The sequence below is a fragment of the Enterococcus sp. DIV0724b genome, from assembly GCF_050531475.1.
Classification (GTDB): Bacteria; Bacillota; Bacilli; order Lactobacillales; family Enterococcaceae; genus Enterococcus_L; species Enterococcus_L haemoperoxidus.
This window is the reverse complement of the sequence record NZ_CP172890.1, coordinates 78,483-103,414: the sequence shown is the minus strand read 5'-3', so window position 1 is coordinate 103,414 and position 24,932 is coordinate 78,483. Positions and strand designations below refer to the sequence as shown.

Here is a 24,932-nt window from a genome sequence, read left to right as displayed (position 1 = left end):
ATCGCCAAAGAACACCCCAAAAAAATTGTACTTTTTATTTACAATTTTTTTGGGGTTTTTGGGGTAAAATACTTATTTACACTTGTGACTAATTATAGCTAAAAATCGATAACTTGTTGCTGTATGACTATTTGCAAATATTATGCTAGTTATTAGCGTTTTCTATATCTTTATATATTTGTTACTAAGGGTAATAAAACGAAGCAGATAAACGATTTGTCCCAGAAGAATTCTGTCTATAATAAACATGATACTCAAGAGAATTTTTTCAATAGATTATTTATAAATAAATCTGTTAGAGATGGAAATAACGTGATATTTAACAAGAATAATTGCATGTTTAAACGGTAATTCATTGAATTTTATCCACAAGTTATTTTTGAAAGGCTCCATGAAAAATTTTACGAAACTTACTTTTAATCTTTTTTTAATCTAGCCTTTCTGTTATAATGGTTTTCACATTTACTATACAAACAGTAGATGAATGATCATATCAAAGGAGAGATAAATGTATGAAAACTGTTTACAATTTTTCAGCTGGTCCCGCCGTTTTACCTAAAAGTGTATTGGAAAAAGCACAATCCGAATTGGTGAATTACGAGAACAGCGGCATGTCCGTGATGGAGTTGAGTCACCGGTCCTCCCTTTTTGAAGCGATCATTGAAAATGCTGAAACCTTACTCAGAGAATTGATGACTATTCCTGATAACTATAAAGTGCTCTTTTTACAAGGTGGTGCCAGTATGCAATTTACGATGGTTCCTTTGAATTTAGCGCAAAATAAAAAAGCCCTGTACGTCAACACTGGTTCATGGGCAAAAAAAGCAATTAGCGAAGCAAAAAAACTCGATAATGTTGATGTTCAAGTGATTGCTTCAAGCGAAGACAAGAATTTCACTTATATTCCCGAAATCCGTAAAGAAGATATTCCTCAAGATGCAGCGTATGTTCACATTACAACAAACAATACGATAGAAGGTACAACGATTTATGATTTACCTGACACAGGTGACGTACCGATCGTTGCTGATATGTCGTCAAATATTCTATCGATCGACTATAACGTTGCTGATTTTGGGCTGATCTATGCAGGTGCACAAAAAAATATCGGGCCAGCAGGACTTACGGTTGTTATCGTTCGTGAGGATTTGATTGGGCAAGCGGATGTTCTTAGCGCGATGCTAGATTACGATATCCATGCAAAAAATGGCTCAATGTACAACACACCACCGACTTACAGCATTTATATGGCTAAACTTGTCTTTGAATGGATCAAAGAACAAGGTGGCGTCAGTCAAATGGAAAAACAAAACAAAGAAAAAGCAGCGATTTTATATGATGAGATAGACTCATCTAGCCTATTTTCTTCACCAGTAAATCCAAAAGACCGTTCAATCAACAATATTCCTTTCATTAATGGAAATGATGAACTAGATAAAAAGTTCAATCAAGAAGCCTTAGCAGCAGGATTTGAGAACTTAAAAGGCCACCGTTCTGTAGGAGGAATGCGTGCAAGTTTGTACAACGCATTCCCAAAAGCTGGCGTTGTCGCTTTAGTTGATTTAATGAAAAAATTTGAAGCAGAAAATGGAGGAACAAAATAGATGTATGATATTAAAACATTCAATGCGATTGCCCCAGTTGGTTTAGCACGTTTTAACGAAGAAAATTTTACGATCAATAAAACTGAGACACCTGCCGGCATCATATTACGTAGTGAAAAACTCCATGATTACGACTTTCCTGCTTCTGTTTTAGCTGTCGCTCGTGCTGGAGCTGGAACGAATAATGTTCCAGTCAAACAATGTACAGAAGATGGTATCGTTGTTTTTAACACCCCAGGTGCCAATGCTAATGCTGTAAAAGAGCTCGTTATTGCTTGTCTACTTTTATCTGTTCGTCCGATTTTAAAAGGTTCAAACTGGGTTCAAACACTGACCGGAACAGATACTGAAGAACAGGCCGAAGCGCAGAAAAAACAATTTGCTGGTACTGAATTAGAAGGTAAAAAATTGGGCGTGATCGGTCTTGGTGCAATCGGTGCTATGGTAGCAAACGACGCCTACCGTTTAGGCATGGAAGTAACAGGATTTGATCCTTTTGTTTCGGTTGATACCGCTTGGAGTATTTCACGTCGGGTCAAACGAGCACAAAGTATGGAAGAAGTCTTGAAAACCTGTGACTTTATTACCGTTCACGTTCCTTTATCTGAAAATACCCATCACTTGATTGGTAAAGAACAACTGGCACAAATGAAAAAGAACGCTGTTTTGCTTAACTTTGCCCGTGGTGAATTGGTCGAAACAGACGCCGTGATTGAAGCCTTAGCGCAAGAAGAAATCAGTAATTTTGTAACAGACTTTGCTGATGAACGTCTATTACACAATGAAAAAATCTTAGTCTTGCCTCATCTAGGTGCCTCAACAGAGGAAGCAGAAATCAACTGTGCCAAAATGGCCGCACGCACTTTAAAAAAATTCCTAGAAACAGGGAATATCAAGCGTTCTGTTAATTTTCCTACTGTAGAAATGGCCTTCAATTCGCCTTTCCGTTTTACGATCATACACAGAAATGTTCCGAATATGTTAGGTCAAATTTCAACTGGAATCGCTAATTTAGAGATCAATATCGAGACAATGATCAACCGTAGTCGTGATGATTACGCTTATACGATCGTTGATATTGCCGAAACAGACGAAGCAAAAATCAATGCCGCAGCGGAAAAAATCCAAGCTGCAGAAAATATTATCCGAGTACGGACAATCAAAAATACTGAGGCGGTGAGTTACTAATGGTTATGATCCACCCTTTTAAAAGCATTCGTCCAGCTACTGAGTTCAGCGAAAAAATTGCTACGTTACCTTATGATGTTTTAAATTCTGCAGAGGCGCGCCAACTAGGTGAAAATAACCCTTATTCTTACCTGCATATCGACAAAGCTGAAATCGATTTACCTGAAACACTTTCGCCTTATGACGATCAGGTTTACGAAAAAGCAGCAAGCAATTTACAATCATTTTTACAAAAACATTGGCTGATCCAAGATGACCAACCGCGTTTATACCTTTACGAATTAACAATGAACGGCCGCGCTCAAACCGGTCTTGTGGCGTGTACTTCAATCACTGATTACACTGAAGGTAAGATTAAAAAACACGAATTTACCCGTCCAGAAAAAGAAGTCGATCGTATCCGTCATATTGAAGCATGCGATGCGAATACTAGCCCGATTTTTCTAACTTACCGTAAAAATGAACAGATCCAAACGTTAATGAACGACTGGAAAAAATCACATGATCCTGTCTATGATTTTACTAGTTTTCATGAAGTTACTCACCGTGTTTGGCTTATAGATAAACCAGAAGTGATCGAACAACTCGTTACGACTTTTGCACAAGAGGTTGCGGCTTTATATATTGCAGATGGCCATCATCGGACGGAATCAGCGGTCAAAGTTGGTCAAAAGAAAAAGGATGCTCATCCTGAAGCTACTGATTCAGCAGAATTCAACTACTTTTTATCTGTGATTTTTCCTAAAGAAGAATTGGAAATTTTAGATTATAATCGTGTGGTGAATGTTCCCATCGAAGCTGATTTCTTCGAACAGTTGGAAAAGAGTTTCACTGTGGCAAAAACTGAGGCAGGAAAACCGGCTCAACCAAAAACATTTGGTATGTATTTGGCAGGTCAGTGGTACGCACTAACTGCTAAAGAAGCAATTCTATCTGATGATCCTGTTGACGGTTTAGATGTTTCTTTACTGCAAAATCATGTATTCGCAGCTATTTTCGATATTCAAGATGTGCGTACAGATAAACGGATCGATTTTGTCGGCGGTATTCGTGGAATGACAGAATTAGAACAACTGGTGGATAGTGGACAATGGTCAGCGGCTTTTGCGATTTATCCAACGACGATGGATGATTTATTGAACGTTGCGGATGCAGGTAAAATCATGCCGCCAAAATCAACTTGGTTTGAACCTAAATTATTAAGTGGATTATTTGTGCACGATCTAGAGACAAATAACGCATAAAACTGTAAAATAGAAGAATAAAATCTAAGCTTGGACAAAAGCAAAATTTTTGTCCAAGCTTTCTTGCAAATAAACCGAAAAGACTAGATAATAGTCTTATCTAAAATACTCTGGAAAAGTTAGGAAATAAGTGAGGTCAACCATGCGAAAACAATTAAAAGAAGCCAAACGAATCGTCATCAAAGTTGGGACAAGTACCTTGATTTACCCCAACGGAAATATCAATTTAAGTGCCATCGATCAATTAGCCTTTACCTTATCCGATTTACGTAACCAAGACAAAGAGATCATCTTAGTCTCGTCTGGTGCAATCGGTGTTGGCTTAAATAAGTTAAACATGGACAAAAGACCCCCGACCATTCCAGAACAACAAGCAGTTGCTGCGGTTGGGCAAGCGGAGTTGATGAACATTTACAACCAGCGCTTTTTGACTTATAGCCAGCAAATCGCCCAATTATTATTAACAAGAGATGTGATCGAATATCCTGAGAGTCGCAAAAATGTAACGAACACAATAGAACAACTCCTGAAAATGGGGATCATTCCAGTCATCAACGAAAATGATACTGTCGCAATCGATGAATTAGATCATCTAACAAAATTTGGCGACAATGATCAACTATCGGCAATCGTAACTCAACTGATACAAGCAGATGCGTTGATCATGTTATCCGATATCGATGGGTTCTTTTCTGATAATCCGAATACTAATAAAGACGCCACACTCTTTTCTGAAATCAATGAGATCAACGACGAGCTTTTACAATTAGCAGGTGGCAAAGGCAGCCGCTTTGGAACTGGCGGTATGTACAGTAAATTGAAAGCTGCAGAACGTGTACTAGCACATAATGGCGCCATGATTTTAGCAAACGGGCAGCAGCCTAAGATTATTTTTGATATTTTAAATGGTGAAATGATTGGTACGTTATTTATTTAGTTCAAAAAAGGAGGAACGTTTCATGACTGATTTAATACAATTAGGCAAACAAGCGAAAGAAACAGCTTATCAACTAGGTTTGATGGACGCAAAAACAAAAAATGATCTGTTACTGCATATGGCGGATGAGCTAGAAAAAAATACTGCTACAATCTTACTCGAAAATCAGAAAGATTTAGCCACAGCCACAGAAAACGGGATTACTGAAACAATGCTTGATCGTTTACGTTTAACTGATGAACGAATTAAAGAAATGGCAGATGGCATCCGCCAAGTAGCAACCTTGCCTGATCCGATCGGTGAAGTCGATAAAATGTGGAAAAATGAAGATGGCTTGATGATCGGTAAACAACGTGTGCCACTGGGTGTAATCGGCATCATTTATGAATCCCGTCCTAATGTAACGACAGATGCAGCAAGTCTTTGTTTTAAAACAGGTAATGCCGTCATTTTACGTGGTGGAAAAGAAGCTTTTCATTCTAATCAAATTTTAGTAACTGTTTTACAAAAATCATTACAACAAAAAGGCGCTTCTCCTTTTGCAATTCAATTTGTTGCTGATACTTCTCGGGAAACGGCTCAAAAATTGATGAAATTAAATGACTATCTAGATGTGTTGATTCCTCGTGGTGGTGCTAACCTGATCAAAACGGTTTTAACGACCGCAACTGTTCCAGTGATTGAAACAGGAACCGGTAATTGTCATGTTTATATCGATAAAGATGCCCAATTAGAAATGGCTACTAATATCATCGTCAATGCAAAATGCCAACGTCCTTCTGTTTGTAACTCAGCAGAAACATTGTTGATCCATCAAGATATAGCAGCAGATTTCCTTCCTGTTATCGAAAAAGCTCTGAATGAATATAATGTAGAATTACGTGCCGATGAACGAGCGATAGCAATTTTCAAGCAATCGATCCCAGCTACTGAAGAAGATTGGGAAACTGAGTTCAATGACTTCATTTTAGCCGTTAAAGTCGTAGATTCTTTAGACGAAGCCATTCAGCATATCAATCGCTACAATACGAAACATTCTGAAAGTATTATCAGTGATAATTATTTTGCTACACAACAATTTTTACAGCAAGTTGATGCGGCGGCTGTTTATGCTAATGCTTCTACACGTTTTACGGATGGATTTGTTTTTGGTTTCGGTGCAGAAATCGGTATTAGTACACAGAAACTGCATGCTAGAGGTCCGATGGGATTAGCGGAATTGACCTCTACAAAATATATTGTTTATGGCGATGGACAGTATCGGAAATAAAAATAATAAAAAATTCCTTAGAGACAATTGTCTACCTAAGGAATTTTTTCATATTCTTTATTCATTATGTCCCGATACATACCTGGAATAGACTCCCAAGAAACAAAAGATATTCGTCGTACGTACATTCCTTTATGTTGTACTAATGCGTAGTTTTTACCTTCAGGTGCTTGACCACCAGAAAAAGTCAATTTACTCCCCTCACCGAAAGGATCATCCGCTACCCAAATATCCTCATAAGGATCTGGAATTTGTAACCCCTCTGTGTTCTCTTCATACTCTTTTCCACCATTGTAGGTAACTTTCGTAGGCAAAGTGGCATACCCTATTTTCATTTCCATAAATGGATTAAACCGATCTATCCATTGATTTTTATATTGATACACATTCAAAAAAATCACAGCAACTAGCAAAACGATCACGATTGTGAACAATCCATACTTATATACTTTTTTTAACTTTAAATCTGTATCGATTCTTTTTACCATCTTTGAATCTCCTTTCATAAACTCATCTAAAGTAATCCCAAACAACTCGCTTAGACTTATCAACATGTGGACATCCGGATAAGTACGCCCAGTTTCCCAACTAGAAATCGTTTTGTCTGATACATTTAGCTTTTCCGCTAAGTCTTTTTGTGTCCATTCATTTGTACTCCGATATTTTTTTAATTGAGTTTTTAGTTCCACTATCCATGCTCCTTTCTGACTCTAATTTATAATAAAAAAATTCATTAGACTACCTTGTATTTGTAGAAAGAGGATAATCAAGGTATCTACATTTTATAGAATTCTTATATATCAAGGCTTTTCGCTCTCTTCATTATATCAAAGAGAAAGAACTTTTTACGGATATAGTTTATTCCTGTTGCTTAATATCTTACAATAATATTTTCTTCAGATATACATTTAGAATTCCTTTTGATACACTATCTATAGCTATAAATGACACAAGAGAAAGTTATACACGCTTAAAAAAGGAGGTTTTCTCATGAAACGTGATGGTCACACCCACACAGAATTTTGTCCACATGGAAAAGTCGAAGATACTGAACTACTGATCCAGCGTGCAATCAACCTTGGATTTAAAGAATATAGCATCACAGAACATGCACCTTTACCCAAAGGCATAGAAAAACTGGCTATAGGAGATCCTAACATGTGGACAACTGCTTCCATGGCTCTAAATGATGTGGATAACTATTTCAAAAGAATGAATGAACTCCGAAAAAAGTATGCTTCTGACATCATTATTCACATTGGGTTTGAATTGGATTATTTTTCAGAATTTGAAGGCTGGACTCGTGATTTTTTAGCTGAATACGGACCACAAACAGATGACGGGATTTTATCGGTGCATTTTCTTGAGGGCAAAGATGGATTACACGGAATCGACTACTCTTTTGAAGAGTATCAGACAGGTGTTGTTGATTATTTAGGTAGTTTTGAAAAGGCTCAAAAACGTTACTATCAAAAGGTTTTAGCCTCTTTAGAAGCAGATTTAGGCCCTTTTAAACCTACACGCTTGGGACATATTTCTTTATGCCAAAAATTCGAACGTTTCTTTGATCAATCGGTTGATTATCCTTCTGAAAATATAGCACTTGTCCACACCCTTTTAACACGTGTGCAACAGGAAAAATACAGCTTAGATTTAAACACAGCTGGATTTTATAAACAAGGTTATCAACAGACTTATCCACAGGTGTGGATAACTAAAAAAGCGAACGCATTAGGAATTCCATTAGTTTATGGATCAGATACTCATGCTTTGGCTGATGTGGGACAGGGATATGAAAAAATCGAGAAATGGCTTTAAAAATACTAAGATCCGTTGAGTAATTACCTCAATGATCTTAGTATTTTTTATATTCTTTTTAATTCAAGGCTTCATATTGCGGTGTTTTCACTAGCTCATAGATCTTGATCTGATCATCATTTCCTACTGTTTCATCAAAATGAATCGTTTGAATCGTAAAATTATCATACAGCTTAACGTACATCTGTCTCTTACTTAAATCGTAAATAGAAGTATATTGTGTATATTGTCGGTCTTCTCCTTTTGGCTCATCTAATTTGACTACGCCTTTGACAATATCAGATGTGGATAAAATATGAAAAGCTTTATTGATAATGGCATTTTCCCCAACTGGGTCACTAAATTTTAACAAATATGCTGCTCGAACAAAGCGTGAAGTGGCAGTGTAATCTCCAGGAATACCATGCATGCCCGATCCCTTACCAGCAGATAAGACTTTATGATCGTGGAACATTGCATCTTTTACATTTACATCAGACAATCCTGTATAGTTTTCTAGATTGGTCATATGCCAATCAAACTTAGGGCTGTTGGTCATTACGCCAATTGGATTTTCGTATACAACAAATCCTAGTTTTATTGATGGTTCAACAACGATTGTACGACCAACAGCATCCGTAAACATAAAATGTTGTGGCAATCCTGGCGCTTTGCCGTTCATTGAAAGATCAGCAATTGCCACTGTTGAAATCTTTTCTTCTACTTCTTGTGTATCCTTACAATTAGCTAACACCCAACAGACGAATTGCTCCGCTATTAGTGGTAATTTTCCAGCTTTTTTAATTTCTTCAACGGTTGAATATTGATTAAACTCTGCAAAATATTGTGTGATTCCGCCAAGTCCCCATTCGTTGACACCATCGACCACACTTTGAGCAACGGTTTGTTGGTTTTCCTTTATCCCCATCCCTAATACTGAATAAAGCGTTTGCCATTTTTCAATGCTTTCCGTAATGTTAAAGTTTTTAGGAATTTGGACCCCAACGTAATCAAACTCAATATTGTATTCTTGTGTTCTGCCTAAATAATGACTTCCTTCTAGTGATTTCAAACTTATCCCTGTACACATGGTTATCCCTTACTTTCTATAAAGATCGTTTTATACTATATATTATACACATGTTATTATAAAAACGACTAATCAAAATTATTTTTCAATTTTATCCAGATCGAAACCTTTCGATTTTCTTTAATTTTTTCTTTCTGACAATCAATTTTTCAATGGATATGCTAAACTATATATATTCTATTTATTACGTTGTGAGGTTGATTATGAAGAAAAAAATACAGGCATTTACTAAAGAAAACTGGCCTTATATGACCGCCAGCTTTTTCATTCCTTTTTTTATAATGGTCATTATTTATTTAAGTATTGGCATTTATCCTGGCAGTAGCCGAAGTGTGATGGCAAGCGACTCCTTTTCACAATTTTCCAATTTCCATGCTAGTTTCAACAATGTGCTGCATGGTAAACAAAGTATTTTTTATACTTGGAATGCATCACTTGGATTAAATTATCTCTCGCTGATTTCCTATTATCTCGGGGGACTATTTACACCACTGGTGATCTTCTTTAAAAACCAAAATATTCCGGATGCACTGTATTTGATTACACTGCTGAAAATTGGTTCTGCTGGCTTGGCTTTTTGGGTGTTTGCTAGAAATACCTACAAGATACCAAAATGGGGCCATGTCATGCTTAGTGTCCCGTATGCCTTGATGTCATTTGCTACAGCTCATTCAGAAATTATTATGTGGTTAGACGCGTTTACTTACTTGCCACTAGTTATTTTAGGGATTCATCGACTGATGGATGAACGAAAACCAACTCTTTTATTTGTAAGTTACTTGCTATTATTTATTTCCAATTTCTATATGGGCTTTATGATCGGTGTTTTCTCTTTCCTATATTTTGTGGCTCGAATGTTGACGAACTGGAAAAGTTACAAAAAGCGTATCCTACCTTATGGAATCACCTCTCTGTTAGCAGGCGGCGCTTCGATGATTTTAGTATTACCAGCGGTCCTTGATTTACGAGCAAACGGTGAAACTTTGTCTCAAGTAACCCAATTCAAAACCGAAGCAACTGCTTTTTGGGATATTGTCATGAAAAATATGATCGGTGTCTATGACACGACCAAGTACGGCTCGATTCCCTTTATTTATGTGGGGCTGCTTCCTTTGATATTCTGTGTTTTTTACTTTATCACAAAAGAAATTCCTAAGAAAAACAAGCTTTTATTTGGTAGCCTGTTTATCATTTTAATTGCTAGCTTTTATATCACGCCACTAAATTTATTTTGGCACGGAATGCATGCACCGAATATGTTCTTGTTCCGTTATAGTTTCCTCTTTTCTTTCTTAGTGGTGCTACTAGCGGGGTATGGCTTTGAGAAATTCAAAACCGATGATTTAGGGTTGCTAGCTGGTTCTACGATCATGCTGATTGCGATTTTTGCATTGGCTGAAGGAACAAAAAGTACGACAAGTTATGACTATATTCCGATTTCAGCATTTGTTATCACAGCTTTGTTTTTACTCCTGTATCTTGCCGGAATCGTTTTTTATCAATTGAAGAAAATACCCATGCATTATCTGATCATCTTACTGTTATTGCTTGTTTCAACTGAAGCGTTTATTAATACCAACTCGATGCTAAAAGGAATTTTAAAGGATTGGAACTATGCTTCACGCAGTCTTTACTCAGAACCATATCCATCGATCAAAAAACTAGTGGATAAGACGAAAAAAGAAAATGACGAATTTTATCGTTTGGAGAACTTAAATCCAGTTTCCTCTAATGATAGTATCAATTACGGTTACAGCGGTGTTAGCTTATTTTCTTCCATTAGAAATCGTCATTCCTCTTCTTATCTGAATGACTTAGGTTTCCGTTCTAGAGGAACTGGTTTAAATATTCGCTATCCAAATAATACCCTATTGATGGATTCGCTCGTTGGCATCAAATACAATATTTCTGAAAGTGATCCATTGAAATTCGGCTTTTTCCCAACAGATAAAGCGGGAAAATTTTCACTTTACGAAAACAGCAATGCGCTACCTCTAGGCTTTTTAGCAGATGAAGATATCTATAAAGTCAAACAGCCAGCCAATGATAATTTAAGTAGCCAAACTGAATTATTCAATGCATTAGCTGGACAAAAAGAAAATTACTTCAAGTTTTATCAACCAACACTGATTGATAAAAAGAATGTCAAAATCGAACAAAATGCCGGTTCTGTGACATATAAGGAACTACAAAATAACGTTGCAAAAGATCTGACTTGGACAGTTGATGTACCTGCAAATACGCAAGCCTATCTGAGCCTGTTCCCAACAGATTTTGGGCAGTTAGAAAGTTCAACTGCCACAATGTCTGTAAATGGGACAAGTCAAAAATCACAAATCAATATTACTGGTCAATACTACAATATTGGTTACTACGATAAGCCAACTAGCGTTACGTTTACGGTCAGCTTCTATGGCACAACAGCAGTCAGCTTTATGGAGCCAAAAGTTGTTGGATTAGATACAAAAGCCTTTGAAAGTTCCGTTCAAGCAATCCAAGATAAAGGAGCTGATTTAACAGCTAAAGGACGTAAAGCGGTTGGAACTGTGAAAGCAGAAAAAGATCAAGTCCTTTTAACAACGATTCCTTATGACAAGGGATGGAAAGCTTATGTTGACGGTAAGAAAGTACCCGTTAAGTCGTTTAAAAAAGCCTTCGTTAGTATTCCTGTAACACAAGGTGAACATACAATTGAATTTGTTTATCTGCCAGAAGGATTTGTGCCTGGTGTGATTTTGTTTATTGTTTGTATTGGTGGTTTTGTGGTCTATGTACGATTTACGAACAAGCCAAAATTGGCGTTAGTAAAACCGAATAAGCGTAAGCGTCGAAAACGTTAAATCGATGATTTGTGAAGGAGCTTTGTTATGAAGCTCCTTCATTTTTTGTTATAGAGACTGCTTTTTTTCTGGTATATTTGCTATTGGTTGGTTCCAACTGACATTATTTAGTTGCTTTTAAACTGTTGTCAGCAAGTGTTCAAATTCTTGGTTACATAGCTGAAAGAGCAATGTTACATTGACAAAATAGCGCTTTCATAATAAAATCAATTTAATAAATTAGAGTGGAGGTAGTATTATGACCAACAAAAGATATATTTCTGTTTTCGGGACTAATTTAGCTATCGTAATTTATTATTTTCTACCAAGAGTACAAATAACAACGCTGTCTCCTCATTGGAATATGTTTTTTAATTTCAGATATGTTTTGGTAACAATAATTACACTATCTATGTTGATCATTACTTTCCAAAAAAAATATTCTAACAAATGGAAAAATGTCTATTTGAGCAGAATGGTCGTTAGTTCATATGTTTTATTTTTATTCGCCACTATTTTCTATTTTATGATGACTGAATTTTTATAGTACTCAAAATTGTAAAACAGATGGTAATTTGACCTATAATTTTATCGTTTTGGTTCTGTGATTATTAATTAACGATTCTTATAAATCCCAAAAAGTATTTAGACCAATACTTTTTTGGGATATTTTTGTAATACCATCATAAATTTCTACAAAAAAATAAAAGTAAATTTCAATGAAACCTTTTTGGTAAAATTAGAGTCTAATAGCTATAACTGGGGAGGAGAAGTGTATGGAAAAAAGGGAACAAATACGTTTGGTTAAAAAAGCAAAAAATGGCGACATACAATCATTTATAAACCTTTGTGAAGCCTATCAAGTCGTATTGTACAATTCTGCATATAAATTACTTTTAAATAATGAAGATGTAGCCGACTGTCTACAAGAAACTGAAATTCGTGCGTGGCAAAAAATTTCTAATATCAAAAATGAATCAGCGTTTAATTCTTGGATTTTTAGAATTATGATCAATATCGCTAAGGACATTTTGAAAAAAAGAGTGGAAACAATTGCATTTGAAGAAAGTTATATGTGTACAAAAGAAAGTTACTCTAATCGGTATCACTTAGAAGAAGAATTTAATAAATTACCAGATAGATATAAAATTTCGATCATTTTACATTATTACGCAGGTTTTAACATCAATGAGATTGCTGAACAACTGAATCTATCTAAAAATACAGTTAAAACAAGACTTGCACGTGGCAGAATGAAATTAAAACTATTTTTGGAGGGAGAAGAGAATGGATAATAAAAAGAATGAGATTATCATACAAGAAAAGGAAATCCCAAAAGAAGTAATGGAAAAATTAGTTCAGAATCGCGAGAACCTTATAAAAAATCCTATTAAACAAGAAAAAAAGAGATTTCAAATGAGATACAAGAAACAAATATATGTTACTTTGGCAATAGCTGCATCCCTTATTTTAATTGCCTTAATCAACCCACAAATAAATACAGCAATCAAAAACGTTTTAGGTATTAGCCAAGATTCAGGTGTTGCGATGGTAGAAAATAACGGCATAGAAAGTGAACTCAATTTAACTAGTGCACAAAACGGACGCGAGATTATGTTAACAAAATTTATATCCACAAAGAAGAAATTTGCCTTTGATTATCAATTTAAGTTAGATGATGAAAAACTGAAAGAGTTATTGGAAAAACAACGCTCTCCTGATCGAGTATTCACTAAAAATACGGAAAATGCTCAACATATTGACCTTGGTCTTTTTGTTAATGACAATGATGAAGACATATTTGGTGGTGTTTCATCTCACTCTACTTTTCACATAGAAGGAGATACTTTTTATGGTTCTGTTATAGCAACTTTTAATCAGGAAAAAATTCTTGCAGATGCTAAATTGACTCTCCACATTTATAAACTATATTGGCAATATGCTGAAGAACTTGATCAAGCATTTCTCGAAGCCGCTAAGACAGGTAGTCCTTTACATAAATCAGTAACGTAAATAATATCACTAACATAAAAGCAACTAGTGATCCTTTACAAGCAACCATTCGATTAACTGCTCCCCTCGAATAATTCAGTTCTCCTGAAAAACTTAGTACCCCAGCAGTGGATTTATATAAAGACGGTAAAAAAGTTGAAAATCAAAGATTTACACAAGTATATAATTTAGAGACAGGGACGTTTGATTTATCGATTAGTCTGAGCTCATTAGACAAATTATCTGTATATAAAATTCAAGTAAACGAGATAGATGATTCTTCTAGTGAAACAATCGAGGAAATCGGCTTTTTCGAACTACAAAATAAATAGTCAAATCCATCTAAAATTAAAGAGTGAAGAATCAAAGATAATTTTGTTCTTCACTCTTTTATACTTATCAATTACACTTCTTGATCACTTCTAAAAACCACTGCCTAAATTGATCTTCATCAAGATCTACACAAACTCGACAGTTCGCTTCTTTACCCAATTGTCCATCTAAATCAACCAATGTAGCCCCTGATGTCAACATACCTTGAGTTTCAACTGCAACATATGACTCTTTAACTTCAAACATTTCAGGCTCTAACAAATAAGCAATTGCACAACCATCATACATCTTCAAGCCAGTCTCTAAGTTACCTCCACGATAGTGTTGAAACAACTGAGCGATCATGTCTCCAGTTTTATTCATTTTCTGGATCTTGTCACAATCTTCTGGCAAGACTAATGCTTTCTCTCCAACATCTAAGCTCACCATCGTCAACGCTATCTTACTTTCAAATACGATCTTCGCCGCTTCTGGATCAGCAGCAATGTTAAATTCTGACAATACTCCATAATTCCCTCTACCTAAAGACCCTCCCATAATCACAAGTTCTTCGATTCTTTCCGCACATTCTGGATAAAGTCTAAGTAAAAGTGCAGTATTCGTTAATGGTCCGATCCCAACAATCGTCGTTTTTTCTTTAGACTCCATCAACACTTTGTACATTTCGATCACTGCATGATTTTTTGTTAATAGTTCGTACTTAGATTCTGGAAATTCATACCCATCCATTCCGGTGCTGCCATGAATATCACTTGCATTGATTGCTTCACGTAGCAACGGGCGATCAGAGCCAATCGCAACTGGTACTCCCTTGTCCCAAAAAGCCAACAGTTTCAGCAAATTTTTTGTTACTTTATCCACGCCGACATTGCCTGCAATTGTCGTAAAAAGCTTGACGTCCAACCTTTCATCAAATAACGCAGCAGCAATTGCAACAGCATCATCGATGCCAGGATCTGTATCGATGATGATTTTTCTTGGTTTCTTCACTTTATGATTCCTTCCTTTTAAACTTTAGGTACGCAAAAAAAGCAAATTCTCCCACGCTATTTTTACCTCACTAAAGCTACCCCTTTTTTATATAAAAAGCGGGAAACAGAAAAAAGTGCCTGTCTTCCCGCCTTCTTCTATTTTTAATAGTCTAATTGCTTCAAATGTAGTAAAAAAGAATCCTTCGTCAAACTTTTGATCGTATACAAACGCTCAATTTGTTTGTGGATTTTTTTGTCCTCTTTTGTCGTAGGGTCAAAAACATCCAGTAACTTACCCACGCCATATTCCACTAATATACCGATTCCACCGCTACCAACCGCAAAACCCAGTGTATCCGTATCACTTAATTGTCCCTTTTTAATTTCTGCGATAGTTTGGCTAAAATCCCCTTCAACGATGATTTCATCTGTTTTCTTGTTTAACGCTGTTACTAATTCATCTTTTGTTCTTACCGTTACCTGCTCAAAACCCATCTCAAAAACCTCCTTTTTCAATTATTATACGCTATTCCTATTTTTTTACTAGTGGTAATTGAGGCTGGAAAAAAGGGTGTGGGACAAAAGTAAAAAGCACTTTTGTTTCACACCCTAAATACGAATAAACGGTGGGAGCAGAAGCAACCCCTTCGGAAATAAGCTCCTGTTCCAACCTCTTCAAATGTTCTCCCCGATCATTACCTCTTCCACCAGAGAAGCGGCTTTGCCTTTCCCTCGCTCAACCAATAATGCTAGTTGAATAAAAGCAAACAGCACATTACTTTGCTTGGAATAAGCAAAGTACCTAGACTCCCAGTTTGTCACATAGTGTTCTTTTTCTTTTCGCGTATCTTTAAATCCATATACCTGATCGCCATATTTATAAAATATATTGATAAAACGCTCATTTAAAAATGAATACTTCGTTTCACCAACATTCGATAGCGGAGCCGTTCCTAGATCAATCGTATGATAACCTCGCTCTTGATATTCCGCAATGAAATGAGCTAGCAAGAAATCGGTAACCTGCTTTGGAGCCATTTCAGTATAACGTAATAAGTCATAAGACATTTCTAGATTTTTAACAATTGGCTTAGCGGTAATAAATCCAACTACTTCATGCCGTTCATTTTTCATGATGCCAATATCGCTTAACATGAGATACTCTCTATCAAAATGACCACCGACAAAATTCCGTTCCCGAGCATTCCCGAGCCACTCCTCTGATACACGAGCTAACGCTTGAAAGAGCTCGTCTGAAACAGGTTCGTGATACATCCTAAATGTGTATCCTAAATTATTTAAATGCTTTAACTCCATACTCTTTGTCACTAAAGAAATCGATTCCGAGTTGCCATGAGCAAGATCAACGATTCCTTCTTCGCCAACCTTCATAAAATTAAATCCTAAATCATGAAGAACCATTGTGTATGTTTCACTAACACGGTAAAATGCCGCTTGATACCCAAGTAAGTCGGCAGCATCCATAAAAGCTAATGTGGCTTGAGCCCATTTTTCTTTATTGCCGATTGGATCAGCTAAAACAAAACACTTATTGCCTTTGATTTGATAAGCAAATAGGACTTCATCTTCATTTTTTTCCTGGTAGTAGTAATAAGAATAATTTTTCAAATACAGCAGATGACTCCCTTGTGTCCCCCCATATTTATCGATTAGCGCCGTTAAACGAGCTTCATGATAAGACTCACCTAAACTTTTTGTCGTGTCTGCTAAGTACTGATATAGCGTAATCAAGCCGATCATCGAAATACCCAACCCAATCAAACCAGAGAACCAAACATCATCTGATGGAAAGAGTAAAAACATATGCGGAAGCGGTCCTGTTTTATCCGGATGAGAACTATAATACCCAGCTACTGCATAAATAATAAACAAGAAACTAAACAAAACACTATCAACAGAAAGTGCTCCCCAAGAATAAACAAATTTTTCTCGGTAAAACTCTTTTCTTGCTAAAAAAACAGCTGAAAGAATTACGAGATACACTACGATCAGCTGCCAAGAAGACGTTCTAGAAACCGTATTAACAATCCCAAAAATCAACAACCCAATCGTTGGCCAATACGCTTTTTTTACTTTCATAGAAATCCCTCGAGCAAGCCCTAACAATAAAAATCCGATCAACATATTGAAGGTTTGATCTAAAAAATCAAAAGAAAACGGCAATAAAAATTTAAACAATCGACTAACATTCGATAAGTTGGTGATCGTTGAAAGCAAAACCATCATAATCCCCGCAAAATAAAGAGCTGCTACTAATATGAAGTGCGCCACTTTTTGCGAGAACATTCGTGGTAAATTATCTAAAAATCGATTGATTTTGATCCCTGTTTGATGAATAAATAAAATAATTCCAGTAATAAAAGGCAAGACATAATAAAATAGACGATAATATATTAGCCAAACAACTGCAGTTGATTGCCCCACGCCTAATTGTGCTAATCCTAAAATCATCAATACATCAAAAGTTCCCATACCACCTGGCACCATTGTCAGCATGCCGATCAAGGTCGCAATCACAAACATTGGATACACCGAAAGCAGCGATACATCGACTTTCATCAATGCTCCTACACTTAAAAAGACAAACATCGCACCTAACCACTGCCCAAGCGAAGCCCCAAATAGAAGATAAATACCTTTTGGGAAAAAATCTTTAAACAACGTATATTTTTTTAATTGAGTAAACAGCAATAACGCTGGCGCAATAAAACTTCCAGCAAGCAGCCACACCCAATACTCTCGAAACAAACTATCCGGTCGAATAAAAAAGACATCAATAAATGCAACAAATGATAAAATAGATAGACCAGAGATCATAAACAGTGCAACTTTCGAAACCGTGGCTACAACTTTTTTACGCGGCGCGTCTTTTCCATAAAAATTAGCCCGTAACGTTGCGCCCACCACACCGCCAAATCCAGCGAGATTATTGATCGTATTCGTGACCCAAGCAGAAACAAACCATTCCCAACGTTTCATTTTCGGCTTACCTTGCTCCTCCAATACTTTTACAACCACTAAGTCGTATAAAAGCATCGGCAATACACCAATAAATCCGGCTAAAACCATTCCTATTATACGAAAGCGGTTCTGCTTCCCCATAGTATGAAAAACGTCCTGCCAAGTCATTCCTTGGACAATATGTGTTACCTGATTCGCAACAAAAATTAAAACCGAACCTAGAAAAATTAATTTTAATATTAAGCTGTGCTCTTTCATCCAGTGTTTTAGTTGCCTCAGTCTATTTTTCATCTGCTCACCACCTTTGCATAGTTTAAAAGTTTTCTTTTATATGTTATCTTATAACTGGTTATTTTTCCAGTTTCGCTATTGAAATACACAAATACAGTTGTTAGACTCGGAATACAAGCCTAACAACTGTTTCAAACAAACGATTTTACTTGTTCTTATACTCTTGACCAATCTTATCTGCCACAATAATCGCTGCTTTCACTTGATCTATCGTAATTGGAAATGGCATTGAGTGGATCGATTCTTCTGGAATACATGATTTTTCAGCTACTTCTGTTAGCTCAGCATCTGAGATTTCTTTCACCCCTAAATCGGCTAAACAAACAGGTAACCCAATCGATAAAGCAAAATCCAATACCTCATATAATTCAGCTTTTGGTGCGTTTTCTAAAACCAACTGACAAATCGTACTGAACGCTACTTTTTCCCCATGTGTTGCACCATGTGCGTCATGTAAAACGGTCAATCCATCATGGATCGCATGGATTGCAGCCAAGCCAGCACTTTCAAACCCTAAACCTGAAAGTAAAATATTTGCTTCGATAATATTTTCTAAAGCTGGTGTTACCACGTTATTATCTGAAGCTTCTTTAGCTTTTAGTCCGTCTTCTAAAATCGTTTCATAACATAGTTTAGCTAATGCTAATGCCGTATTCGTGCCTTTAGCCGGCGGACAAACCCCTTCACGAGCCCCACAAGGCAAACCAGCATTTACATTAGAATAAGAATTATGCGTTGCTCTTGCCTCAAAATAAGTTGATAACGCATCTCCCATCCCAGATACCAAGAAACGTGTTGGCGCATTCGCGATAACGACGGTATCGATCAAAACTACACTTGGGCTTTGAACAAAGTAAGCATAATCATCAAACTGACCATCTTCTGTATATAGAACTGCGGAATGGCTTGTTGGAGCATCTGTTGCAACGATTGTTGGTACGATGATCAAGTTGTGTCCTTCAGCTACACATTTCGCTGTATCGATTGCTTTCCCACCACCAAGGCCGATTACACAATCACACTCATTTTCTTTCGCTACTTTTTGCAGGCGGGCTACTTCTACCCGTGATGCTTCTCCGTGGAAATTACTTTCAACAAAAGAAATATTAAATTTTTCAGCGGTTTTATCCAGTTTGTCTTTTACTCGTTCGACATCATCTGCGTGAGCGATCAAGAGTGCTTTTTTTCCAAATGTTGTGACAAAGTAACCTAAATTCAATAACTCATCTTCACCTTGAACGTATTTCGTTGGACTAATAAACGCTTTTCTCATGTTTGCAAACTCCTATTCTCATTTTATTTTTAAAGGCGCTAACTGCTCCTTTATGGCATCAATCGGTGTATCTACTTGTAGTAATGCTGCCGCTGTATAAGCGCTCTCTACTAAAGCTGTATCAAACAGTAACACTTCTTTTTCCGTCATATCAATGGCCATTTCCAAATTCATTTTGGCACTCCCTAAATCATAAAAAGCGAACAAGGTCTGCGCAGGATTTTTTTCAAATGCATCCATGATTTTTTCAAATGAAGTTCCAACCTCACCTTGATCTAATCCTGCTGCAACAGTGATCGGCACATCTTTTGCCACTTCTTTGATCAAACGATCGACTCCTTCGCCGATTTCTTTGACATGCGAGACAATTACTACACCATTACTCATTGAACACACCTGCTTCCATTAAAGATTGAAAGAAATACATACTGGACATTGCGCCTGGATCAATATGACCGATAGAACGTTCACCCACATAAGACGCGCGCCCTTTCGTTGCTGCGATCTCTTTCGTCGCTTCTACGGCAGATTCAAGTGAAGCATCTGTTAAGGTCCCATTTTTGATTGCTTCGATTGCTGGTGCCCATGCATCCAGCATCGTTTTTTCGCCTGGTTTACTGTTCCCACGCTTTTCGATTCCTGCTAATCCTGCTTCTAAAATGGGTAACGCCTCTGAAGTTGTTGCCGAAGTTTTAGCCATCTCCATCATTGCAGTTCCATAAAGCGGACCTGATGCCCCACCGACTTTGCTGATCAAAGCCATTGCCGTCAATTTGAAAATATCTTGTACTGTTTCTGGTACTTTACTCTGCAAACTTTCGCTTACAGCTTCCATCCCTCGCGCCATATTATTTCCATGATCACCATCACCGATTGGCGTATCTAATTCACTTAAATAGTCTTTATTTTTATCGATTTTTTCTTTGAATAATTGTAGTGATTTTTTTAAATTATCTACAGTAAACATATAAATTCCTCCATTTTCCAAAATATACTGATCAGCGCTCAAACTATGTCAGGCGTTACCAAGCAACAGTATCAACCTCTTCATTTAACGCTTCTACCCAATCATCTTCTACTTTCAACAACGTTACAGAAAGCCCCTCCATTTCTAAAGAGGTCATATAATTGCCGATTTTTGAAAACGAAACTTCTACGCCCTCAGCATCTAATAAACCCATTGCATCAGCGTAAAAAATATATTGTTCCATCAATGGCGTTCCACCTAATCCGTTCACTAAAACAGCGAACTTATCACCCTTATTCCATTGAAAAGCTGCGGCTAATTTTGAAATCAATTCTTTCGCCATCTCCTTAGATGGTTTGATTTTTTCTCGTTTATAACCAGGTTCACCGTGAATTCCGACACCAAATTCAATCTCATCATCAGCTAACACAAACCCTGGCTTTCCAACTTCTGGAACCGTTGCCCCTGTCAAAGCGACCCCAATCGTTTTTAAATTGCTCACAACCCGTTCTCCTAATGCAACTAATTCCTCTACAGAGGCACCATTTCGTGCTGCCGCTCCTAAAATTTTATGAACTAAAATAGTTCCAGCTACGCCACGTTTACCTTGAGTGTAGGTGCTATCTTCAACGGCAATATCATCATCTACAATAACTGTACCGACTTTGATATCTTCCATTTCCGCCAAATCTTTTGCCATATCAAAATTCATGATGTCACCAGAATAGTTTTTTACAACCATCACAACACCTTGTCCTTGATCAACTGCCTTGATTCCTTCATAAATCTGATCAGGCGTTGGTGATGTAAAAACTTGACCGCAAACTGCGGCCTGCAACATCCCTGATCCGACAAATCCGGCATGGGCTGGTTCATGACCACTACCGCCGCCGCTGATCAAAGCAACTTGTTTGCCAATTTCTTTTTGCTTCAATACGAATGTTTCTGGAACTTGTTCTATTGTTTCATGATGAGCTCGGACAAATCCTTGTACCATTTCCGGCACTACATTTTGCGCTTGGTTGATAATTTTTTTCATGATATTCCCTCCTGTTATGCCTGTGCTTTAGTGACACCAATTTCGCCTTAGTCGGACGAGCTCGTTACGCTTTTACTTTGAAACACAGTGAATGAAATAAACTGATGTTGAAAAGTACAAGGTGTAGCGAAGCGGAACGTTGTTACCATTGTGTTATCTAGCTCCACAAGCTAACTCCTCGGAAAAAAGATAAAATCTGATTGTGGTTAAGAACGTGACCCTCATATTTTCCTATTTTTCTGTCGGAGTTGAACCAACTCGTTGCGCTTTTATTTATTGTATACGTTTACAATACTCGCATATGGGAAATGTTGCAACGGACAAACAATAAAATGTGTCCGCTTTCATTTTGTTGCACTTAAAGATTGTAGTTTTCAAATGGAATACAGCGTATAATAGAAACAGATATTATTGAAAAGGAGCAGAGGCTCAATGAAGCAATTGATTAACTCCAGTGGGCAGATTCGTCAGCAATTATTAGCTGGGCTTACCTATACATATGACGACACATTAACTTGGCACACCAAGACTGGTATTGTTACTAAAAAAATGATTTCTAAAAATAAAGTGGTTTTAATCAGCGGTGGTGGCTGTGGGCATGAACCAGCTCACGTTGGTTACATCGGTGAGAATATGCTAGATTGTGCAGTAATGGGTGCTATTTTTGAACCACCTGCCAGCTCAGAAATTCTTCAAGCTATCGAAGAAACCTACAATGGTCAAGGCACTTTACTGATCATCAAAAACTTTGAAAAAGATTTAGCTAGTTTTTTAGAAGCTGAACGTTTGGCGAAAGCAAAAGGGTTAGCGGTCTCTCATGTGATTGTAGATGATGACTGCTCCATTGAAAGTGGCTCCTTCAAAAAAAGACGGCGCGGTGTGGCTGGAACTGTTTTTGTTCATAAAATTTTAGGTGCAGCCGCATCACAAGGAAAATCTCTAGATGAGCTCCAAGCATTAGGTGAACAGCTGATTCCTCTGATCAAAACATTAGGTGTCGCTTTTTCACCCGCCTCTCCCATTGGGATCATTCCCCAGCAATATGAATTAGCTGAAGATGAAATGTATTTCGGAATCGGGATTCACGGAGAGCCTGGTTATCGTATCGAAACGATGCAATCTTCTGAACGAATCGCTATTGAGCTAGTAAACAAATTAAAACAACAATACTCAAAAAAAGACCTGATCCAAGCGGCTGTACTAGTGAACGGATTAGGCAACATTCCATTACTGGAACTTGGTGTTTTTATGAATGATGTTCAACAATTAATGGACATTGAAGACATTCAGGTAGTTTATAAACGAATGGGCAATTTTTTAACTGCTTATAATACAAACGGCCTTTCGTTAACTTTATTAGCAATCAAAGACGATAAATGGCTGGATTATTTACGTGTTCCAACTGACGCCTTTGCTTGGAGATAAAAAACAAAAAGACAATGAACAACAGCGTAAACTCCACTTACATGCTGTTATTCATTGTCTTTCTTCAAAACCCATTAAAAAAGCAATTTTCATTTGCTCTGAAAAACGATGTGAATCAATCTTGCAGCCATCAATGATCCATTTTGTCGTTAATGAAACAAATGCATTTGCATAAAATTCTTCCAAAAATATGCGATCTGCTTCCCCAACCCCCTCATCTGTTTGCTTCTTAACAACTAGAACTTGACGAATCAATGCTTTTAAATGTTGCGTATAATATTCTTGAAATGAATTTTGTCCCTCAAAAGTCAGAATCCTGCGATAAAAGACCTGATTCTCCTCAAAATAGACAAATAAATTCTCCACAATGAATTGCCAACCTTCATAAGCCAAATTATCTTCGATTTTCTCGATTGCCTCTTGCCGGAAAATCCAGTCCGCCAACTCATACTTATCTTGAAAATAATCATAAAACGTCTGACGGCGCATATTGCTTTCCTTCATAATTTTCGCGATCGTTACTTTTTCAAAACCAATATCCGCAACTAGTTTTTTAAATACCTTCGCAATTTTCTTTTTCGTAATCAGTGATCCTGTCATCTGTCTGCACCTTTAGTTTCTTTAGTACTTTTATTGTACCAGTTAATCCGTATTTAGAAAATCAATCATCTTATTATTAACTAAAAAACGATAACGTCAAGGCGTTGTGCCAAGCTTTATCGTCGAATTATGTTTATCTAATGTTCCAAATGTAAATACCATATAAACGATCGTAACAATTAAAAATAAACCCAACAACAAAGTTAAAAGTAATTTAAATTTCACAAAAATCAAATCCTTTGAGTTTTGATAGTTCCGTTTATATAATTAGAACAGTTTACAATCTAATGGATATGCGCTCGGTAATTGGCGTGTTTATCCAGATACTCTTTATTTAAGCGGTGGTAATTGCCCAATCCTAGCCGTTTGATTGAAGGCATATAAAAAAAGCTACTAAGCATAATATTGTTAATTTAAATTGCACACTATAACCTAAACACTAATTTGGGTTACAGTGTGCTATTCTTTTTATTGTGACTTTTGAAATTATTTTCTACATCAATCGTGTCTATTTTCTTTTTACTTCTCCAGAACGTCTTTCTTGTAATTCTTTTTCTTCGGCAATATTTTTTTGTTGCTGTGCAACATCGTATACACGATCAATTGGATTCTTATTTATACCGCCGGAACCTGTATTAACCATTGTGCCCCAACCCTTTTTCGTTGGATTTTTACCAAGAGCTCGCATCCTGTCATTTCTTTCTTTTATTCTTTTCTGCTTAGATCTCCTTTTTTCATCGAGAATATCAGAAATTTTATTAATAACGTTCATAAAAATGCCTCCGTACACATTAATCCTATCTAATATTTTTTTAATCATTATATCATATTCTTGTAAATAATACTGGTTATCATATCTGACAGAATCAGTTTGTGTCTGATTTATTCTTGTTTAACTTTCAAATAAATGTTTGTATTACTTATAATCGTAACTTTTGAACACCTGTTGTTCTGATTACAACGTATTACAAAGCATTTATTATATTTTACTAACAAGTAATAAGATTCACTTCTCACAAAAATTACAATTCATTAACTTTGTTTCAATAGACAATGTTGAATTAATATCCGATATTTAAACTTTTGGTATCACATATTTTTTCTTGATTT

22 protein-coding genes are annotated in these 24,932 nt (G+C 36.6%); 11 read left to right on the top strand and 11 right to left on the bottom strand.

Annotated elements, in window-relative coordinates; all coding sequences use genetic code 11:
- Nucleotides 1-512: 512 nt before the first annotated feature.
- The 5 genes from serC (at nt 513) to IGJ02_RS00470 (ending at nt 6,243) form a co-directional block, all read left to right on the top strand.
- On the top strand, nt 513-1,604 hold the full coding sequence (gene serC / locus IGJ02_RS00490) for a 3-phosphoserine/phosphohydroxythreonine transaminase (RefSeq protein WP_430602793.1): 1,092 nt from the start codon (nt 513-515) through the stop codon (nt 1,602-1,604).
- A complete protein-coding gene (locus IGJ02_RS00485) occupies nt 1,605-2,792 on the top strand; it encodes a phosphoglycerate dehydrogenase (protein WP_430602792.1) in 1,188 nt (395 codons plus the stop codon).
- The gene (locus IGJ02_RS00480) at nt 2,792-4,036 is read left to right on the top strand and encodes a DUF1015 domain-containing protein (RefSeq protein ID WP_430602791.1); all 1,245 of its coding nucleotides are present in this window, start codon (nt 2,792-2,794) and stop codon (nt 4,034-4,036) included. Before IGJ02_RS00485 ends, IGJ02_RS00480 begins: the two co-directional genes overlap by 1 nt.
- A gap of 142 nt (nt 4,037-4,178) precedes the next feature.
- Entirely contained in the window at nt 4,179-4,973 is a 795-nt protein-coding gene (gene proB, locus IGJ02_RS00475; RefSeq protein WP_430602790.1) for a glutamate 5-kinase, read from the top strand.
- 22 nt (nt 4,974-4,995) lie between these two features.
- The gene (locus tag IGJ02_RS00470) at nt 4,996-6,243 is read left to right on the top strand and encodes a glutamate-5-semialdehyde dehydrogenase (protein ID WP_430602789.1); all 1,248 of its coding nucleotides are present in this window, start codon (nt 4,996-4,998) and stop codon (nt 6,241-6,243) included.
- Between the two features lie 35 nt (nt 6,244-6,278).
- Here IGJ02_RS00470 and IGJ02_RS00465 read toward each other — a convergent pair whose 3' ends face one another.
- Nucleotides 6,279-6,932 (bottom strand): helix-turn-helix domain-containing protein, encoded by a 654-nt coding sequence (locus IGJ02_RS00465; RefSeq protein WP_430602788.1) that lies wholly within the window; start codon nt 6,930-6,932, stop codon nt 6,279-6,281.
- A 301-nt stretch (nt 6,933-7,233) separates the two neighbouring features.
- Here IGJ02_RS00465 and hisJ point away from each other — a divergent pair, with 301 nt between their 5' ends.
- Complete coding sequence (gene hisJ, locus IGJ02_RS00460) at nt 7,234-8,061, top strand: histidinol-phosphatase HisJ (RefSeq protein WP_430602787.1); 828 nt, start codon at nt 7,234-7,236, stop codon at nt 8,059-8,061.
- A gap of 58 nt (nt 8,062-8,119) precedes the next feature.
- Here hisJ and IGJ02_RS00455 read toward each other — a convergent pair whose 3' ends face one another.
- Nucleotides 8,120-9,130, bottom strand: a complete 1,011-nt coding sequence (locus tag IGJ02_RS00455; RefSeq protein ID WP_430602786.1) for a choloylglycine hydrolase family protein — start codon at nt 9,128-9,130, stop codon at nt 8,120-8,122.
- Nucleotides 9,131-9,333: 203 nt separating this feature from the next.
- On the opposite strand from IGJ02_RS00455, the gene IGJ02_RS00450 reads away from it, so the two are divergent.
- From IGJ02_RS00450 to IGJ02_RS00435, 4 genes are all read left to right on the top strand, one after another.
- The gene (locus IGJ02_RS00450) at nt 9,334-11,970 is read left to right on the top strand and encodes a YfhO family protein (RefSeq protein ID WP_430602785.1); all 2,637 of its coding nucleotides are present in this window, start codon (nt 9,334-9,336) and stop codon (nt 11,968-11,970) included.
- A 238-nt stretch (nt 11,971-12,208) separates the two neighbouring features.
- Nucleotides 12,209-12,496, top strand: coding sequence for a hypothetical protein (locus IGJ02_RS00445; protein ID WP_430602784.1), 288 nt, complete (start codon nt 12,209-12,211; stop codon nt 12,494-12,496).
- 229 nt (nt 12,497-12,725) lie between these two features.
- The gene (locus IGJ02_RS00440) at nt 12,726-13,244 is read left to right on the top strand and encodes an RNA polymerase sigma factor (protein ID WP_430602783.1); all 519 of its coding nucleotides are present in this window, start codon (nt 12,726-12,728) and stop codon (nt 13,242-13,244) included.
- The gene (locus tag IGJ02_RS00435) at nt 13,237-13,962 is read left to right on the top strand and encodes a hypothetical protein (protein WP_430602782.1); all 726 of its coding nucleotides are present in this window, start codon (nt 13,237-13,239) and stop codon (nt 13,960-13,962) included. The genes IGJ02_RS00440 and IGJ02_RS00435 overlap by 8 nt, the downstream gene beginning before the upstream one ends.
- Nucleotides 13,963-14,340: 378 nt before the next feature.
- Here the strand turns inward: IGJ02_RS00435 and rihC are convergent, their stop codons facing one another.
- The 7 genes from rihC to dhaK form a co-directional block, all read right to left on the bottom strand.
- A complete protein-coding gene (gene rihC / locus IGJ02_RS00430; RefSeq protein WP_430602781.1) occupies nt 14,341-15,264 on the bottom strand; it encodes a ribonucleoside hydrolase RihC in 924 nt (307 codons plus the stop codon).
- A 143-nt stretch (nt 15,265-15,407) separates the two neighbouring features.
- On the bottom strand, nt 15,408-15,740 hold the full coding sequence (locus IGJ02_RS00425) for a hypothetical protein (RefSeq protein ID WP_430602780.1): 333 nt from the start codon (nt 15,738-15,740) through the stop codon (nt 15,408-15,410).
- Between the two features lie 180 nt (nt 15,741-15,920).
- Nucleotides 15,921-18,518: a bifunctional lysylphosphatidylglycerol flippase/synthetase MprF gene (gene mprF / locus IGJ02_RS00420; protein ID WP_430602779.1), complete on the bottom strand. Its 2,598-nt coding sequence runs from the start codon at nt 18,516-18,518 to the stop codon at nt 15,921-15,923.
- Nucleotides 18,519-18,663: 145 nt separating this feature from the next.
- Nucleotides 18,664-19,791: a glycerol dehydrogenase gene (locus tag IGJ02_RS00415; RefSeq protein WP_430602778.1), complete on the bottom strand. Its 1,128-nt coding sequence runs from the start codon at nt 19,789-19,791 to the stop codon at nt 18,664-18,666.
- Nucleotides 19,792-19,809: 18 nt separating this feature from the next.
- Complete coding sequence (dhaM, locus tag IGJ02_RS00410) at nt 19,810-20,178, bottom strand: dihydroxyacetone kinase phosphoryl donor subunit DhaM (protein ID WP_430602777.1); 369 nt, start codon at nt 20,176-20,178, stop codon at nt 19,810-19,812.
- Entirely contained in the window at nt 20,171-20,758 is a 588-nt protein-coding gene (gene dhaL / locus IGJ02_RS00405) for a dihydroxyacetone kinase subunit DhaL (RefSeq protein WP_430602776.1), read from the bottom strand. Before dhaL ends, dhaM begins: the two co-directional genes overlap by 8 nt.
- A gap of 55 nt (nt 20,759-20,813) precedes the next feature.
- Nucleotides 20,814-21,797 carry a dihydroxyacetone kinase subunit DhaK gene (dhaK, locus tag IGJ02_RS00400; RefSeq protein ID WP_430602775.1) on the bottom strand — a complete coding sequence of 328 codons (984 nt, stop codon included), beginning with the start codon at nt 21,795-21,797 and terminating at the stop codon, nt 20,814-20,816.
- 432 nt (nt 21,798-22,229) lie between these two features.
- On the opposite strand from dhaK, the gene IGJ02_RS00395 reads away from it, so the two are divergent.
- Nucleotides 22,230-23,222: a dihydroxyacetone kinase subunit DhaK gene (locus IGJ02_RS00395; RefSeq protein WP_430602774.1), complete on the top strand. Its 993-nt coding sequence runs from the start codon at nt 22,230-22,232 to the stop codon at nt 23,220-23,222.
- 51 nt (nt 23,223-23,273) lie between these two features.
- Here IGJ02_RS00395 and dhaS read toward each other — a convergent pair whose 3' ends face one another.
- On the bottom strand, nt 23,274-23,822 hold the full coding sequence (gene dhaS / locus IGJ02_RS00390) for a dihydroxyacetone kinase transcriptional activator DhaS (protein WP_430602773.1): 549 nt from the start codon (nt 23,820-23,822) through the stop codon (nt 23,274-23,276).
- A 508-nt stretch (nt 23,823-24,330) separates the two neighbouring features.
- Complete coding sequence (locus tag IGJ02_RS00385) at nt 24,331-24,594, bottom strand: hypothetical protein (RefSeq protein WP_010762070.1); 264 nt, start codon at nt 24,592-24,594, stop codon at nt 24,331-24,333.
- Nucleotides 24,595-24,932 lie beyond the last annotated feature (338 nt).